Annotated in this window: 16 protein-coding genes; 3 read left to right on the forward strand and 13 right to left on the reverse strand. The window is 71.4% G+C overall.

The features are described 5' to 3' along the window. Nucleotides 1-2: 2 nt before the first annotated feature. From ACZ6S5_RS00070 to ACZ6S5_RS00105, 8 genes are all read right to left on the reverse strand, one after another. Nucleotides 3-368, reverse strand: a complete 366-nt coding sequence (locus tag ACZ6S5_RS00070) for an NADH-quinone oxidoreductase subunit A (RefSeq protein WP_465996081.1) — start codon at nt 366-368, stop codon at nt 3-5. A gap of 90 nt (nt 369-458) precedes the next feature. Then, the gene (locus ACZ6S5_RS00075; protein WP_465996083.1) at nt 459-1,733 is read right to left on the reverse strand and encodes a geranylgeranyl reductase family protein; all 1,275 of its coding nucleotides are present in this window, start codon (nt 1,731-1,733) and stop codon (nt 459-461) included. Between the two features lie 134 nt (nt 1,734-1,867). Beyond that, nucleotides 1,868-2,086, reverse strand: coding sequence for a hypothetical protein (locus ACZ6S5_RS00080; RefSeq protein WP_465996085.1), 219 nt, complete (start codon nt 2,084-2,086; stop codon nt 1,868-1,870). Between the two features lie 85 nt (nt 2,087-2,171). Further along, complete coding sequence (locus ACZ6S5_RS00085; protein ID WP_465996509.1) at nt 2,172-2,882, reverse strand: demethylmenaquinone methyltransferase; 711 nt, start codon at nt 2,880-2,882, stop codon at nt 2,172-2,174. Nucleotides 2,883-2,975: 93 nt separating this feature from the next. After that, complete coding sequence (locus ACZ6S5_RS00090; RefSeq protein WP_465996087.1) at nt 2,976-4,214, reverse strand: cell wall anchor protein; 1,239 nt, start codon at nt 4,212-4,214, stop codon at nt 2,976-2,978. Nucleotides 4,215-4,440: 226 nt separating this feature from the next. After that, entirely contained in the window at nt 4,441-5,685 is a 1,245-nt protein-coding gene (locus ACZ6S5_RS00095) for a hypothetical protein (protein ID WP_465996089.1), read from the reverse strand. Between the two features lie 144 nt (nt 5,686-5,829). Further along, nucleotides 5,830-7,020, reverse strand: coding sequence for a cyclic dehypoxanthinyl futalosine synthase (mqnC, locus tag ACZ6S5_RS00100; protein WP_465996091.1), 1,191 nt, complete (start codon nt 7,018-7,020; stop codon nt 5,830-5,832). Nucleotides 7,021-7,096: 76 nt separating this feature from the next. Beyond that, on the reverse strand, nt 7,097-7,507 hold the full coding sequence (locus ACZ6S5_RS00105; RefSeq protein WP_465996093.1) for a type II toxin-antitoxin system VapC family toxin: 411 nt from the start codon (nt 7,505-7,507) through the stop codon (nt 7,097-7,099). Nucleotides 7,508-7,686: 179 nt separating this feature from the next. Here ACZ6S5_RS00105 and ACZ6S5_RS00110 point away from each other — a divergent pair, with 179 nt between their 5' ends. Beyond that, nucleotides 7,687-8,217, forward strand: coding sequence for an LppU/SCO3897 family protein (locus ACZ6S5_RS00110; RefSeq protein ID WP_465996095.1), 531 nt, complete (start codon nt 7,687-7,689; stop codon nt 8,215-8,217). A gap of 9 nt (nt 8,218-8,226) precedes the next feature. On the opposite strand, the gene paaE is transcribed toward ACZ6S5_RS00110, so the two are convergent. From paaE to paaA, 5 genes are read right to left on the reverse strand one after another with little or no spacing between them, the layout of a single operon-like run. Then, nucleotides 8,227-9,336, reverse strand: a complete 1,110-nt coding sequence (gene paaE, locus ACZ6S5_RS00115; protein ID WP_465996097.1) for a 1,2-phenylacetyl-CoA epoxidase subunit PaaE — start codon at nt 9,334-9,336, stop codon at nt 8,227-8,229. Then, complete coding sequence (gene paaD / locus ACZ6S5_RS00120; RefSeq protein ID WP_465996099.1) at nt 9,333-9,812, reverse strand: 1,2-phenylacetyl-CoA epoxidase subunit PaaD; 480 nt, start codon at nt 9,810-9,812, stop codon at nt 9,333-9,335. The genes paaE and paaD overlap by 4 nt, the downstream gene beginning before the upstream one ends. Beyond that, the gene (gene paaC / locus ACZ6S5_RS00125; RefSeq protein WP_465996101.1) at nt 9,809-10,534 is read right to left on the reverse strand and encodes a 1,2-phenylacetyl-CoA epoxidase subunit PaaC; all 726 of its coding nucleotides are present in this window, start codon (nt 10,532-10,534) and stop codon (nt 9,809-9,811) included. Before paaC ends, paaD begins: the two co-directional genes overlap by 4 nt. Next, nucleotides 10,531-10,818, reverse strand: coding sequence for a 1,2-phenylacetyl-CoA epoxidase subunit PaaB (gene paaB, locus ACZ6S5_RS00130; protein WP_465996103.1), 288 nt, complete (start codon nt 10,816-10,818; stop codon nt 10,531-10,533). Before paaB ends, paaC begins: the two co-directional genes overlap by 4 nt. Continuing rightward, nucleotides 10,815-11,879, reverse strand: coding sequence for a 1,2-phenylacetyl-CoA epoxidase subunit PaaA (gene paaA / locus ACZ6S5_RS00135; RefSeq protein ID WP_465996105.1), 1,065 nt, complete (start codon nt 11,877-11,879; stop codon nt 10,815-10,817). The genes paaB and paaA overlap by 4 nt, the downstream gene beginning before the upstream one ends. Nucleotides 11,880-12,249: 370 nt before the next feature. Here paaA and ACZ6S5_RS00140 point away from each other — a divergent pair, with 370 nt between their 5' ends. Further along, on the forward strand, nt 12,250-13,215 hold the full coding sequence (locus ACZ6S5_RS00140; protein ID WP_465996107.1) for a hypothetical protein: 966 nt from the start codon (nt 12,250-12,252) through the stop codon (nt 13,213-13,215). Beyond that, nucleotides 13,215-14,153, forward strand: coding sequence for a serine hydrolase (locus ACZ6S5_RS00145; RefSeq protein WP_465996109.1), 939 nt, complete (start codon nt 13,215-13,217; stop codon nt 14,151-14,153). Before ACZ6S5_RS00140 ends, ACZ6S5_RS00145 begins: the two co-directional genes overlap by 1 nt. The last annotated feature ends 128 nt before the right edge of the window (nt 14,154-14,281 follow it).

The following is a 14,281-nucleotide window of genomic DNA, read 5'->3' on the forward strand; positions in this document are numbered from 1 at the left end:
CCTCAGTCCCAGTCCAGGCCGCCGCGCCGCCAGATGTAGGCGTAGGCGACGAAGACCGCGACGATGAACAGGACCATCTCCACGAAGCCGAAGATCGGCAGGGCGTCGAAGGAGACCGCCCAGGGGTACAGGAAGATGATCTCGATGTCGAAGACGATGAAGAGCATCGCCGTCAGGTAGAACTTGACCGGGAACCGGCCGCCGCCGACCGGCTGCGGGCTCGGCTCGATGCCGCACTCGTACGCCTCGAGCTTGGCCTTGTTGTAGCGGCGCGGCCCGGCGAAGCGCGCGGCGGCCACGGAGAACAGCGAGAACCCCGCGGCGAGGGCGAAGAGCCCGATGATCGGTGCGTAAGGCGAGAGCGTCATCGTTGTCTCCTGCTCGTCCTTCCCTGCCCTGGGTGCTTGGCCAAAATCACACTATTCACGTCCCACCCGACCTCGTCGCCGGGGGTGGATCTATACCGCTGGTGCCACCTTCGTCATCGCGTTGATGACCCGGTCCATCGCGTCCCCGCCGCGCGGGTCGGTCAGGTTGGCCAGCAGCTTGAGCACGAAGCGCATCAGCGCCGGGTGCGGCATGCCGTGCTTGGTGGCGATGCGCATGATCTCCGGACGGCCGATCAGCTTCACGAAGATCCCGCCGAGCCGGTAGTAGCCGCCGAAGCGCGCCTTGAGCTCCTGCGGATACGCCATCAGCGCCCGCTCCCGCTCGGCGCCGGCCGGCCGGGCGAGCGCCTGCACCGCCACCTCGGCGGCCAGCTCGCCGGACTCCATCGCGTACGCGATGCCCTCGCCGTTGAACGGGTTGACCATGCCGCCGGAGTCGCCGACCAGCAGGACGCCGCGGGTGTAGTGCGGGACGCGGTTGAAACCCATCGGCAGCGCGGCGCCGAGGATCGGCCCCTCCGCGTTGGTCTCGTCGGTCATCCCCCAGTCCTCGGGGGTGTTGGCCAGCCAGTCGGTGAGCAGCCGCCGGTAGTTGGTCCTGCCGAAGGCGGCCGAGGAGTTGAGCACGCCCAGGCCGACGTTGACCCGGCCGTCACCGAGGCCGAAGATCCAGCCGTAGCCGGGGAGCAGCCCGTCGCTGCCCTTGGCCCGCAGCTCCAGCCACGACTCCAGGTAATCGTCGTCGTGCTTGGCCGGTGACCGGTAGTAGCGACGGACCGCGACGCCGATCGGCCTGTCCTCCCGCTTGGCCAGCCCGAGGGCGAGCGGGAAGCGGCCGGAGACGCCGTCCGCGGCGACCACCAGCGGGGCGCGGAAGGTGGCCGGTTCATTCTCCGGACCCACCTCGGCCTGCACGCCGATCACCCGGTCGTCGGCGTCGAGCACCGGACCGGTCACGTTCACGCTGGTCCGCAGCTTCGCCCCGGCGGCGACGGCCCGCTGGGCGAGCAGGTCGTCGAAGTCGAGCCGGGTCCGGACCAGGCCGTAGTTGGGGAAGCTGGCCAGATCGGGCCAGTCCAGTTCCAGGCGTACCCCGCCACCGATCACCCGGAGGCCCTTGTTGTGCAGCCAGCCGGCCTCGGGCGAGGTGTCCACGCCCATCCGGATGAGCTGCCGCACGGCGCGCGGGGTCAGCCCGTCGCCGCAGACCTTCTCCCGGGGAAACTCGGTCTTCTCCAGCAGCAGCACGCGCACGCCGTGCCGAGCCAGGTGGTACGCGGTTGCCGATCCTCCGGGACCGGCGCCCACGACGATCACGTCGGCGTCGTTCTCCACCGCGGTCATCTGCGCCTCCTCCCGCATGCTCGTGAAATGCTTCACAAGCCGATCGGGTTGGAGTCTATGACCGGGGTCATACGTGTAGGTGGTGAGGGGTACCTAACTTCCCGGAAACGCGCCGGTCGGAGTCCATTTCGGCGTCACGGACGGGCGGCTTTCGCAGGTCCCAGGCCGGCATCGACCCGGATGGTCTCGGGCAGGTGCTCGCGCAGCGCGCCCCCGGCGGCCCGGTCGAGCGCGGCCAGCACCTCGGCCACCACCTGACGGACGTCGGCGGGATCCGCGCCGGCCAGCTCCTTCAGCTGGGCGATGAGTTCGGCGGCATCGTCGTCCGTGGCCGCCTGGTCTGGTCCCGTCATGGGGCGAGCTTACGGGGCAAAGTAGACGAAAGACGGATATTCACGAAAAGGGCGGGTTTATCCCCTGCCGTTGGTGCTCCGGTGGTCAGTCCCGGATCGCCCGGTGCAGCGCCGCCAGCCCGCCGGTCAGGTTCCGCCAGGCGACCCGCCCCCAGCCGGCCTCCTGCATCAGCGCCGCCAGGGCGGCCTGGTCCGGCCACGCCCGGATCGACTCGATCAGATAGACGTACGCGTCGGGGTTGCTGGAGACCACTCGGGCCGCGGTCGGCAACCACCGCATCAGGTACGACAGGTACGCGGTGCGGAACAGCGGGTTGGTCGGATGGCTCAACTCGCAGATCACCAGCCGGCCGCCCGGGCGGGTCACCCGGGCGAACTCGCGCAGCGCCGCCTGGGTGTCGACCACGTTGCGCAGCGCGAAGGAGATGGTCACCGCGTCGAAGGTCGCATCCGGGAAGGGCAGCCGCAGCGCGTCGCCGGCCAGCAGCGGCAGGTGCGGCCGGGCTCGGCGACCGGCCTGGAGCATGCCGAGGGAGAGGTCGGCGCCGACCGCGTACGCGCCGGAGCGGCTCAGCTCCTCGGTGGACACGCCCGTCCCCGCACCCACATCCAGCACCCGCTCCCCCGGACGCAGGCCGAGCGCCTCCCTGGTGGCCCGACGCCAGGCCCGGTCCCGACCGGCGGTCATCACCGTGTTCGTCAGGTCGTAGCGGGCGGCCACGCCGTCGAACATCGCGGCGACCTCGTGCGGCTGCTTGTCCAGGCTGGCGCGCTGGCCCTGCGGGGTACGGCTCACCCCTCCACTCTGCCAGCCGGCCCGTGACTGGCCACCCCCGGGTACGCCGAGGGGCGGGATGGTCATCCATCCCGCCCCTCGCCGGTAACCCGGTCAGTCGTCGGACTTCTCGTCGCCCGGGGCCACCACGACCACCTTGCGCCGACGCGCCAGGAGCATCAGCACCGCGCCGGCCAGCAGGACGGCACCGCCGATCCCGCCGATCAGCCCGGCCTGCACGCCGGTCACCGGCAGCCCGCCGCCACCTCCGGCACCGCCACCGGTGGTCGGGCTCGCGGTGGGCGGTGCGGTCGGCGTGCCGCTGGGGGTCGGCTCCGCGGTCGGGGTCGGGGTCGGCCTGGGCTGGGTGGTCAGGTCGACGAAGACGTCGAACTGCGCGGTGTTGTCGCCGTCGTCGACCTCGCTGAACGTCTTACGCTGCGCCTTGCTGGCCACCTGCGGCTGCCCGGCCGGCTCACCCACGGCGGCGTCCAGCCCGGCGCCGAAGACGAAGCCGAGGCGGAGCACCGGCTCGGTCACGTCCGCGCCGACCTTCACCCGCACGTCGGCGGTGTAGTACTCGCCCGGCCGCAGCACCACCCCGCTGTCCTCGCAGTACGCCTGGGCGAAGCCGCCCAGTTCCTGCTCGACGCAGCCCTCGGGCAGCCCGGCGAAGGTGACCCCGGCCGGCAGGGTGATGCCGTACGCCAGGCCGCTGGCCTTGCGGCTGCCGTCGTTGTAGACGGCCCAGTCCAGCGGTGCGGTCTCGCCCGGCTTGACCGGGCGCAGCCCGGACTCACCGGCCTCGTCGGCGTCGACCGTCACGTCCGCGTACACGTCCTGCACCCAGGTGGTGAGGTCGTAGCCGGGCTCGGTGACGGTGATGTCGTGCTCGACGGTGTTGTTCTCCAGGTCGGGGTCGGCGGTGGCCGCGCTGATGGTGACCACCAGCGTGCCGGCGGCACCCTTGCCACCGGTGGAGAAGAGCGGGATGCCGAAGTCCTCGGTGGTGCCGGCGGCCAGGTCGCCGAGGAGGCAGCTGAACCGGGTGCCGTCGACGTCGCAGCCGGCGGGAACGAGCACGCCGACCTCCTTGTCCTTGAGGCCCTTGGTCTCGACGGCGACCCGGACGTCCTTGGCGTCGACGGGGCCGGTGGTGTTGTCCACCTGGAACTTGAACGGCTTGGCCTTGGCCTCCTCGACGCCCTTGGCCAGCTGGTAGCTCAGCGGGATCAGCTGGAGGTCGGCCTGGTCGGCGGCGTGTGCCGGAGCGGCGACGGTGGCCAGGCCACCGGCGGCGAGCAGGGCCACGACGCCGGCACGGGCCAGCATCGAACGGTGCGTGAGAGTCATGGATCCCCCGGGGTAAGGGACGTGCACGAGGTTGCGGACAACGTGCACGAGGTTGCGGAAACGAAGGGACGGTACCGAAGCGACGTCACGCCGCGCCAGAGGCACGTCGATGAATGTCGTCCGTCTCGTCCGGACGGTGGACACAGCGAGGGCGGGATGGTGGACCATCCCGCCCCGGCTGCCGTGCGTTATGTGAACGGCCCTCATGGGCCGATGGAGGACGAGCTCAGTCGTTCGGCCGCTCGTCACCCGGGGTCACCAGGACCACCCGACGGCGGCGCGCCGTCAGGAAGAGTACGGTGCCCGCGGCCAGCACGAAAGCACCAATCGCGCCGATCAGCCCGGCCTGTGGGCCGGTCACGGGCAGGCCGCCTTCCTCCTCCTCGCCGCCGCCGGCGCCGCCGCCCGACGCGGCCGGCGTGACGACGAACGCGAAGCCGTCCTTGTTGTCGCTCTGGTCGATCTCCCGCGCCGTGGGTGCCGCCGTGCCCGACGACGTGCGCAGGAAGGACGGCAGGGTGCTGGACCGGCGGTCCAGGTTCTCCTCGGTGGCCGGGAGCTCGCCCCGCGCCGACACCGTCACCAGGCCGCCGGGAATGGTCACGGGCTTGTCCGCCCGCAGGTCCAGCACCACCGGGAAGACGCCCACGACGCCGTCGCCCGGCGCCAGCTGGAGCAGGCCCGCCCGGCAGTCCGCCGACCGCCGGTCGGCGCTGTACTCGCATTCCTTGAGCTGGATGCTCTCGTCGAAGACCACGCCCTTCGGCAGCGTCATCGTCAGGTCGAGCCCGTCGGCGATGCGGTCGCCCTGGTTCACGATGTACGCGAAGACCACCGTCTTGTCGCCCGGGTTCAGCGGACCGGTCTTCGGGTTGTCGTCCAGCACGTCGTCGAAGGCGATCTCCTGCTTGACGTCCGGGGCCACCACCCCCAGGTCGGCGCCGTTCTCCGGGGTCAGCTCCACCGGGAAGTAGGTCCCGTTGTCCGCCGGGTTCGCGTCGGTCAGTGTCTGGTGGTCGTTCCACGGGGTGACGGAGACCCACAGCCGGGTGCGGTACGGCTCGGTCAGCTTGTCGGTGGTCTTGAGGACCAGGAGCGGCACCTCGACCGTCTCACCGGGCCCGGGGATCTGGTCCGCGGGCAGCGGGCAGTCCCACTGGTCGTCCTTCTCGTCGCCGTCGACGTCGCAGCCTTCGAGCAGCGGGTCGATCCGCACCTTGGAAAAGTCGAAGTCCCGGGCGCTGTAGTTGACCGCGATCAGGTCCGGCGTGACGGTGCCGTGGTTGCTGACCTTCACCCAGGCGACCTTGCCGCCGATGGCGTCCGTGGCGACCCGGGTGCCGACGACGTCCACCGCGATGTCGACGACGGGGTCCTCGGCGTGGGCGGGTGCCGCCGCGACGGCCAGACCGGCGGAGGCGAGCAGCAGTGTGGCGCCGAGCCGGGCCACGGATCGAAGGTGCGAGGTCATGGGCGCTCCCCGTGCGTCGCTGACAGGCCGCACCGGACACTAGCCAGCAGCGCCCGGACGCGTTGCCCCCGACCACGGTCGACCAGGCGATACCGGCTGAACGTCCACCCTGGACCTCCCCCGGACAGCCGGGGGGCTACCAGCTCAGTTGACCTCGACGAGCGGCAGCGACTTCCCGGCCCCGCCGCCCGGCAGGGCGATCGAGGAGAAGTGCGAGACCACCCGGTCGTCGCTCGGGTCGTCGGCCGGCGTCCAGTGCACCGCGAGCCGGTTGTAGAGGGTGTCCCGCTGCGCCGGGATCCGGTCGGCGGTACGGATCATGCCGATCAACTCGTGCAGGTTGGAACGGTGCCGCGCGCCGGCCGAGGAGATCACGTTCTCCTCCAGCATGATCGAACCCAGGTCGTCCACGCCCATGTGCAGGGCGAGCTGCCCGACGTCCTTGCCGGTGGTCAGCCAGGACGCCTGCAGGTGCGGCACCGTCTCGAAGAAGAGCCGGGCCACCGCGACCAGCCGCAGGTATTCCATGGTGGTGGCCTGGGTGCGGCCCTTGAGGTGGTTGTTCTCCGGCTGGTACGTCCACGGGATGAAGGCCCGGAAACCGCCGGTCCGGTCCTGCACGTCGCGGATCATCCGCAGGTGCTCGATCCGCTCGGCGTTGGTCTCGCCGGTGCCCATCATCATCGTCGCGGTCGACTCGAGGCCCTGCCGATGCGCCAGCTCCATGACCTCCAGCCAGCGCGCCCCGGACTCCTTGAGCGGCGCGATGGCCTTGCGCGGCCGGTCCGGCAGCATCTCGGCGCCGGCGCCGGCGATCGAGTCCAGCCCGGCGGCCTTGATCCGGGCGATCGCCTCGTCCAGGCTCACCCCGGAGACCTTGGCCATGTGCAGGATCTCGCTCGGGCCGATCGAGTGGATGGCCAGCTGCGGGTACGCCGTCTTGACCGCGGAGAAGAGCTCCTCGTAGTACTCCACGCCGTAGTCCGGGTGGTGGCCGCCCTGGAGCATGACCTGGGTGGCGCCCAGCTCGACCGCCTCGCCGCACCGGCGCAGGATCTCCTCGGTGGGGTGGGTCCACCCCTCCTTGTGCTTCGGGGCGCGGTAGAAGGCGCAGAACTTGCACGCCGTCACGCAGACGTTCGTGTAGTTGATGTTGCGGTCGATCAGGTACGTGACGATGTTGTCCGGGTAGCGCCGCCGGCGCACCGCGTCCGCCGCCTCGCCCAGCGCGTGGAAGGGCGCCTCGGTGTAGAGCAGCAGGGCCTCCTCGGGCCTGATCCGCCCGCCGTCCGCGCCGCGCTGCAGGATGTCGTCGATCTCCCGGCTCACCGTCACGTCCCCGAGCCTACGTCGCCCGTCCGAACGCCGGCACGGCACTCCGCCCCCGGTGACGGGCGCCCCACCGATCGGCTCAGGCCATTCCGGGGCTGGCCACCGGCAGACCGACCCCCTTGGCCGCGTCCAGCAACGGCCCGTCGTAGGTGACGAAGGCGACGAAGTCGGCGCCGGCCTGCGCGGCCAGGATCTCCGCCGTGGCGAGGTGGATGGCGTCCAGGCTGCGCAGCAGCGGCTCGGCGTAGGCGCCGGCAGCCGCGCGGACGGCCACGTCGATCTCGACGCGGTAGAGCCGTCCCAGCACCGACGGAACGCCGACCAGCGCCTGCGGCGCGGCCCGACGGAGCGCCCGTGGCACCTCCACCTCGACCAGAGCCGACGAGACCAGCGCGGTGCCCGCGCGGTCGTTGAGCCACGCGATGAGGTCCGGTGTCTCTTCCTCTCGCCGGAGCATCTTGATGACCGCCGCGGAATCGAGGTAGATCACCAGCGCTCCTCGTCCCGCGACTCGGCGAGGGCGGCCGCCACGTCCACCGTGGGATCACCGAGGACCGGCGGCATCGGTACCGGTCCGGCCGCGCCACCACCGCCCTCACCTGCCGCTTCTGCGGGTCGATCCCGGCGATCAAGGCGTCGCTGCACGGGCACCAGGGCTTCATCGTCTTCATGCGGGTGCTCACCCAGCACGGCCCGTTCTGCCGGTCGTGCGGCATCGCGATCTGCCGGGACATGAGCGCGAAGACGCTCTGGCAGGGCTGGTGGGGCTTCCTCTCCATGATCATCACCCCGCTGGTCCTGTTCGGGAACCTCATCACCCGGGTCCGGCTCGGCCGCCTCGGCGAGTCGGTGCCGGGCGCGCCGGGCCTGCCCGCGGTGCCCGGCAAGCCCGTGTTCCAGCGGGCCGCGGCGCTCGGCCTGGTCGCGCCCGTGGCGATCGCCGGCGTGGTCGCCTGGGGCATCTCCACCGATCCCGCCTACGCGGAGGTCGGCGACTGCGTCCGCGCCGAGGGCACGGGCGCGGACGCGGATGTCACGGTCATCGACTGCGGCGACCCGACCGCCGCCTACGTCGTCGTGGGCAAGGTCGAGGACAGCACCGACGATGCGCGGTGCGCGCAGTTCCCCGGTACGGTCGCGAGCTACACCGAGCAGCGGAAGTCTCAGGAGCTGCTGCTCTGCCTCGGCGAGAATGGCTGACGGCGCGCCTCAGGCGTCGTAGTCGACCGTGAGCTTGTCGGTCACCGGGCTGGACTGGCAGGTCAGCACGTACCCGGCGGCCACCTCGTCCGGCTCCAGCGCGTAGTTGCGGGCCATGGTCACCTCACCCTCGACCACCTTGGCCTTGCAGGTCGAGCAGACCCCGCCCTTGCAGGCGTACGGCAGCTCGCCGCGGACCTTCAGGGCCGCGTCCAGCACCCGCTCGTCGCGCCCCATGGTGAAGCTCGACGAGCGCCCGTCCAGCACGATGGTCACCTCGGCGCCGGTGCCGGGCTCGTCGGCCGGACGGCGGACCGGCTCCGGCGGCGCGTCGACGTGGAACAGCTCGGTGCGCACCGCGGCCTCGGGCAGGCCCCGGTCGGTGAGCACCGCCCTGGCGTCCACCACCATCCCGTACGGGCCGCAGAGGAACCACTCCTCGATGGCGTCGCCGGGGACGATCGTGTCCAGCAGCCGGGTCAGCCGCTCGGCGTCGATCCGCCCGGAGAGCAGCGGCGACTCGCCCTGCTCCCGGGAGAGCACGTGCACCACGTGCAGCCGGGTCGGCCACCGGTCCTTCAGGTCGGCCAGTTCCTCGGCGAACATCACCGAGTTCGCCGTCCGGTTGCCGTACACCAGGGTGAAGGTGCTGGCCGGCTCGACGGACAGCGCGGTGGCGACCAGCGAGAGCACCGGGGTGATGCCGGAACCGGCCACCACCGCGCCGTAGTGGCGGACCCGGTCCGGCGCGAAGGCCGTGGTGAAGTGCCCCAGCGGGGGCAGCACCTCCACGGTGTCGCCGCCGCGCAGCGCCCCGCAGGCGTACGCGGAGAAGGCACCACCGGGAATCTCCCGCACCCCGATCCGCAGCCGGCCGTGCCGGGCCAGCTCGTCCGGCGTCGAGCAGATCGAGTACGACCGCCGCACGTCCTCGCCGTTCTCCCCGGCGCGCCGCACGGTGAGGTGCTGGCCGGCGGAGAACGCGAAGGTCTCCCGCAGCTCCTCGGGCACCGCGAAGGTGATCGCCACGGCGTCGTCGGTGAGCCGGTCGACGGCGGCGACGGGGAGCGGGTGGAAGACCGGCCGGCGACGGACCGGTCGGGTGATGGTGACAGTCACAGCGCCTTCAGGTGGTCGAAGGGTTCGGAGCAGGCGCGGCAGCGCCAGAGGGCCTTGCAGGCGGTGGAGCCGAAGCGGCTGACCTGCTCGGTCTCCGGCGAGCCGCAGCGCGGGCAGCGCACCGCGAGGGTCAGCGGCACCACGTTGCCGCCCCGGGCGGCGGGCGCGGGCGGGGCGATGCCGGCGGCGGCCAGCTTGGCCCGGCCGCTCTCCGAGATCCAGTCGGTGCTCCACGCCGGGGCGTGCACCGTACGGACCTCGGCGTCGGGGTGACCGGCGGCGGCGAGCGCGCGGCGGATGTCCGCCCGGATCACGTCCATCGCCGGGCAGCCGGTGTAGGTGGGGGTGATGGTGACGACGACCCGGCCGGTGGCCGGGTCATCGTCGACCGACCGCAGGATGCCCAGCTCGTCGATGGTGATGACCCGGATCTCCGGGTCCACCACCGCCGCCACGGCCGCCCTGGGGTCACTCACCACTTCGCTCCCGGGTGGGCGCGGTGCAGCACCTGCATCTCGGCCAGCAGGTACGAGAGGTGCTCGGTGTGCACGCCCTCCCGGCCGCCGCCCGGGGTCCAGCCGGTCTCCGGACGGGTCAGGGTCGCCTCGTCCAGCACGGCGGAGACGCAGGCGTCGAAGTCGGCCCGCAGGGTGGCCGGGTCGACCGGCGCCGCCGGGTCCGCCGTGAACAGTTCGTGGGTGTACGGCCAGACCTGGTCCACCGCCGCCTGCATGCGCCGGTGCGATTCCTCGGTGCCGTCGCCGAGCCGCTTCACCCAGAGCGCCGCGTGGTCCAGGTGGTACGCGGACTCCTTGCGTGCCTTCGCCCCGATCGCGGCCAGCCGCTCGTCGGCGCACCCGGCCAGCGCGGTGTAGAGCGGGAGCTGGTACGCGGCCAGGAAGAACAGCTTCGCCATGGTGACCGCGAAGTCCCCGTTGGGCAGCTCGACCAGCAGGCAGCTGCGGAACTCCCGGTCGTCGCGCAGGTACGCCAGCGCGTCCTCGTCCCGGCCGGCGCCCTCCAGCTCGCCCGCGTACGTGAGCAGCAGGCGGGCCGCACCGAGCTGGTCGAGGGCGATGTTGGCCAGCGCGATGTCCTCCTCCATCTCCGGCGCGCGGGAGGTCCACTCGCCGAGCCGCTGCGCGGCGATCAGCGCGTCGTCGCCGAGGGCGAGGGTGAAGTCGAACGGGCCGTTCACAGGTGGGCCACCCCGTCCGGTACCTCGTAGAAGGTGGGGTGGCGGTAGACCTTGTCGGCGGCCGGGTCGAAGAAGGCGTCCTTCTCGTCCGGGCTGGACGCGGTGATCGCGCTCGCCGGCACCACCCAGATGGAGACGCCCTCCTGGCGGCGGGTGTAGAGGTCCCGGGCGTTGCGCAGGGCCAGCTCGGCGTCGGGGGCGTGCAGGCTGCCGACGTGGGTGTGCGACAGCCCGCGCCGGGCCCGCACGAAGACCTCCCACAGAGGCGACGTCTCCTTGCTCATGCGGCCACCTTCTCCTTGTTCTGCTGCTTCGCCGCGTACGCCGCGGCGGCCTCGCGCACCCAGGCGCCCTCGGCATGGGCGCGGCGCCGGTGCGCCATCCGCTCCCGGTTGCACGGGCCGTCGCCCTTGATCACCCGCATCAGCTCGTCGTAGTCGGGCTGGCTGTAGTCGTACGCCTGGCGCTCGTCGTTCCAGCGCAGGTCCGGGTCGGGGAGGGTCAGGCCGAGCACCTCCGCCTGGCCGACGCACATGTCGACGAAGCGCTGTCGCAGTTCGTCGTTGGAGAAGCGCTTGATCTTCCAGGCCATCGACTTTGCGCTGTGCGTCGAGTCTCCGTCCGGCGGGCCGAACATCGCCAGCGAGGGGTACCACCAGCGGTCGACGGCGTCCTGGGCCATCGCCTTCTGCGCCGGGGTGCCGTGCCCCAGGGTGTGCAGGATCTCGTAGCCCTGCCGCTGGTGGAACGACTCCTCCTTGCAGACCCGGATCATCGCCCGGGCGTATGGGCCGTAGGAGCAGCGGCAGAGCGGGACCTGGTTGACGATCGCCGCGCCGTCGACCAGCCAGCCGATCGCACCCACGTCGGCCCAGTTCAAGGTCGGGTAGTTGAAGATCGAGCTGTACTTCTGCCGGCCGTCGAGCAGCAGCTCCACCAGCTCGTCCCGGCTGACCCCCAGGGTCTCCGCCGCGGCGTAGAGGTAGAGGCCGTGGCCGGCCTCGTCCTGGACCTTGGCCAGCAGGATCGCCTTGCGCTTGAGCGAGGGAGCGCGGCTGATCCAGTTCCCCTCCGGCTGCATCCCGATGATCTCGGAGTGCGCGTGCTGGGCGATCTGCCGGATCAGGGTCTTCCGGTACGCCTCCGGCATCCAGTCCCGCGGTTCGATCTTCTGATCGGCGTCGATCACGTCCGCGAAGTACGCCTCGAGGTCCTCGTCGGGGGCCGGGCCACCGCGCCGGGCCCGCGCCGCGGCCTCCCGCAGCGCCGCCTCCGCCGCCTCCACCTCGCCGAGCAGGCCGCCGCCCGGACCGTCCTCGAGCGGGGCGAAGTCGTTGCCATACATGAGGCCAGTGTTACAGCTCGCGCCCGATGACACCAGAGGGTGTAACAGGTTTCCGGGCGCACCGTACGTCACCGGATGACCGCTTGCGGTGAGAGGGGCCGAGCAGCGCAAACTCTGTGACATCGGCCACGCGTAGAAGTTGAATCCTCCCAAGCGCGGCAAAGCGGTCTATTGTCCCGCCTTCTTGGCGAGTCGCCGGCCGTCGGGTACTGGCGTCGAGCCGGTCCGGAAGTAGACTTCGCCCGGCACACCGATCGGCTGCTGACGATCGCCATCCAACTCCAGGCCACTTCCCCCGGCCTCGGCGATCAGGCCGTACCCATTCGGAACAGCCGGTCCCCCCGGCCAGACATCTGGAGCTCGCCCACTCATGCGACCTCGCGTGACCCTGGTGCTCGCCATCGTGGCGGTCCTCCTCGGTGGCGTCATGCTGGTGCCCGCCGCGTACGCCCGCCTCTCCGGCGGCGACGCGCTGCCCAGCCTCGGCGGCATCGGCGGCGGCGGCACGGCGAACGTGCCCGCCCCGACGCCCACCGCGCCGCCCCCGCCGACCCTCGCCGACGCCCCGGTCTCGGTGAACTTCCAGGGCAAGTTCTTCTCCTGGGCGCTGATGGACCGGAAGACCGGCAAGATCAGCGGTGCCCCGAACATGAAGTCCACCAACTCGACCGAGTCGATGATCAAGGCGTGGATCGTCTCCGACTACCTGCGTGAACTCGACGGCAAGCCGCTCAGCGCAACGCGCAGGACGCAGGCCGTCACCGCCATCCGGGACAGCAACGACATCTCCGCCGAGGCGCTCTACAACGCCGGCGGGCGCAAGCCGGTGCTGGACCGGCTGATCAAGATGTGCAAGCTGACCGACACGAAGATTTATCCCGACCGCGCCAAGTGGGCGTACACCCAGATGTCACCGCGCGACGCGGTGCGCATGGGCGACTGCATCGGCGACGGCACGGCCGCCGGGCCGAAGTGGACGAAGTGGGTGCTCAACGAGATGGCCAACACGCGGGGCGGCGTCAAGGACCAGAAGTCCGACGCCGTCCAGGGCGGTCACTGGGGCATCATCGACGGCCTGCCCGACTCGATCACGTCGCAGGGTCCGGTCAGCATCAAGAACGGCTTCACCATGCTCTGGGCCGACGGCCAGTGGCACGTCAACTGCCTCGCGGTGACCGACGACTGGACCCTGGCGGTGATGATGCGTTATCCCGGCGCCGGCAACACGAAGAACCCCTCGTACGGCGCGAAGATCTGCGCCAGCGTCGCCACCCAGCTGGTGACCCCGCAGCCCGGCGCCGCCCTCAAGGTGCCGCAGCAGCCGGGGAAGCTCTGATGGCGGGCGCCCGCCGTCGGCCGGGTAGCGACCACCGGCCGCTGACGTACAGCGCTGTCGCGGTGATCCTGGTCGGGCTGGTGCTGGTCTCGCTCCGGTTCGTGCCGGGCTCGCCGTTCCGCCCCACCGCCGCCTCGCACACCGGCACCGCGAGCGGCCGGGCCACCGGTGCGCCCACCGACCGCAGCACGCGGACCCAGCCATCGCCCTCGCCCTCGCTGGAGCCGCTTCCGTTCCAGGCCCAGGAGCTCGACGACCTCGGCATCAAGGGCTGGTACGCCTGGAGCGTCCTGGACAAGCGGACCGGGAAGATCATCGGCTCGAAGAACATGAACGAGACCAGCACCACCGCGTCGATGATCAAGTCCTGGGTGGTCGCCGACTACCTGCGCCGGAGCGCCGAGGCGGGGAAGACCCCGAGCGACGCGAAGCTGGACGACGCCACGCAGATCATCCGGGACAGCGACAACACCCGGGCACAGGAGTTCTACGAGAGTGTGGGCGGTTCGGCCTCGATCAAGCGGCTGATCTCGATCTGCAAGCTGACCGACAGCAAGGTCGCCAGCGACGGCGGCTGGAGCCGGACCATGCTGTCGCCCCGGGACACCGCGCGGCTCGGCCTCTGCATCGACGACGGCCGGGCGGCCGGACCGAAGTGGACCAAGTGGCTGCTCAACGAGATGCGGCTGGTCCGCGGCGTCGGCGACTTCGGCATCCGCAAGGCGTTCCCGGCTGCCGAACAGAAGCAGATCGCCATCAAGAACGGGTGGATCGACCGGCAGAAGGAGCAGGAGTACCACGTCAACTGCCTGGCGATCGGCGACACCTGGACGATGGGCGTGATGGTCCGTACCCCCTTCAGCGCCGGTGGCGGGTGGGATTACGGCATGAAGGCCTGCGAACGGATCACCGAGGCGCTGCTCCGCGACGCCACCTGATCCCACCCGCTGCGTGAAGCGGGGGGGGGGGGGGGGGGGGGGGGGGGGGGGGGGGGGGGGGGGGGAGAGGGGGGGGGGGGGGGGGGGGGGGGAGGGGGGGAGGGGGGGGGAGAGAGAAGGAGAACCCA

The sequence above is a fragment of the Micromonospora sp. NPDC051924 genome (genome assembly GCF_055586005.1).